We start from the raw sequence: 1,146 nt of genomic DNA, 5'->3' as shown, positions 1-1,146 counted from the left end.
AAGGGCGTGAACCACAAGAAGCCGTGGTTCACGCCTTTTTCATTTGTTTTCAATACGTATCGTTATTGACTGCTTACATTTATAGACGTGTCGTTATGGTGTGCTTACGTTATGGTGTGCTTACTATTTTTGCTGTACAAATGATGTACCAGTTAAATAATTGTAAAAAACTAAAAGCACGACAATGCTCATAATAACAAGCAATGCCGTGCTTTATAGTTTAGCTGAATATCGATAAACAAATGCCTCCGGTGGGGGTCGAACCCACACTCCCTCAACGGGAACTGGATTTTGAGTCCAGCGCGTCTGCCAATTCCGCCACAGAGGCATCAGCTAACTAAAAGGTGGTAATCGGATTTGAACCGATGATAAAGGTTTTGCAGACCTCTGCCTTACCACTTGGCTATACCACCAAATAGTTAAAGTTGAACAGGATAAACATGTCCAACCCATAAGGGCGGTATGTGGGATTTGAACCCACGCGTGCCGGACCCACAAACCGGTGTGTTAACCAAACTTCACCAATACCGCCAAAATATTCAGTTAAGCAGGGATAGTAGGAATCGAACCCACAATGACGGTTTTGGAGACCGTAGTTATACCGTTTAACTATATCCCTATAAAGTGGAGGAGAGTGGATTCGAACCACCGAACCCGAAGGAATGGATTTACGGTCCATCGCGTTTAGCCAGACTTCGCTACTCCTCCATAAAGTGGCGCGGGACGGAATCGAACCGCCGACACACGGAGCTTCAATCCGTTGCTCTACCAACTGAGCTACCGAGCCATCCTGTGTATGGGTGTAACAACTATTTAGTTGTTAATGGAGGATACAGGGCTCGAACCTGTGACCCTCTGCTTGTAAGGCAGACGCTCTCCCAACTGAGCTAATCCTCCAAAAATGACCCGTGCGGGATTTGAACCCACGATACCAGCGTGAAAGGCTGGTGTCTTAACCACTTGACTAACGGGTCATCTCAACGGAGAGTAAGGGATTCGAACCCTTGATACAGGCTTTAACCCGTATACAGCATTTCCAATGCTGCTCCTTCGGCCAACTCGGACAACTCTCCATGAATGCGTGGCAACGTCCTATCCTCGCAGGGAGCGATCCCCCAACTACTTTCGGCGTGTTGAAGCTTAACT

1 protein-coding gene and 9 tRNA genes are annotated in these 1,146 nt (G+C 47.1%); 1 reads left to right on the top strand and 9 read right to left on the bottom strand.

From position 1 onward, the window contains the following. A partial coding sequence (locus QOS01_RS10330) for a hypothetical protein (RefSeq protein ID WP_283622258.1) occupies window positions 1-194 on the top strand: 194 nt, incomplete at its 5' end. Window positions 195-243: 49 nt separating this feature from the next. Here QOS01_RS10330 and QOS01_RS10325 read toward each other — a convergent pair. The 9 genes from QOS01_RS10325 to QOS01_RS10285 all read right to left on the bottom strand — a co-directional run bounded on the left by QOS01_RS10325 (window position 244) and on the right by QOS01_RS10285 (window position 1,073). Then, window positions 244-328, bottom strand: a tRNA-Leu gene (locus QOS01_RS10325). A gap of 14 nt (window positions 329-342) precedes the next feature. Next, window positions 343-413, bottom strand: a tRNA-Cys gene (locus QOS01_RS10320). 43 nt (window positions 414-456) lie between these two features. Next, a tRNA-His gene (locus tag QOS01_RS10315) sits at window positions 457-531 on the bottom strand. A gap of 17 nt (window positions 532-548) precedes the next feature. Next, a tRNA-Trp gene (locus tag QOS01_RS10310) sits at window positions 549-619 on the bottom strand. Between the two features lie 6 nt (window positions 620-625). After that, window positions 626-708, bottom strand: a tRNA-Tyr gene (locus QOS01_RS10305). Window positions 709-714: 6 nt separating this feature from the next. Beyond that, a tRNA-Phe gene (locus tag QOS01_RS10300) sits at window positions 715-787 on the bottom strand. 37 nt (window positions 788-824) lie between these two features. Next, a tRNA-Val gene (locus tag QOS01_RS10295) sits at window positions 825-897 on the bottom strand. Between the two features lie 5 nt (window positions 898-902). Beyond that, window positions 903-974 (bottom strand) — tRNA-Glu (locus QOS01_RS10290). 7 nt (window positions 975-981) lie between these two features. Continuing rightward, window positions 982-1,073: transfer RNA gene (locus QOS01_RS10285), tRNA-Ser, on the bottom strand. Window positions 1,074-1,146 lie beyond the last annotated feature (73 nt).

The organism is Limosilactobacillus avium (assembly GCF_947381485.1).
Lineage (GTDB): Bacteria > Bacillota > Bacilli > Lactobacillales > Lactobacillaceae > Limosilactobacillus > Limosilactobacillus avium.
Note: the sequence above shows the minus strand (reverse complement) of the source record. Positions and strands in the feature narration are given on the sequence as shown.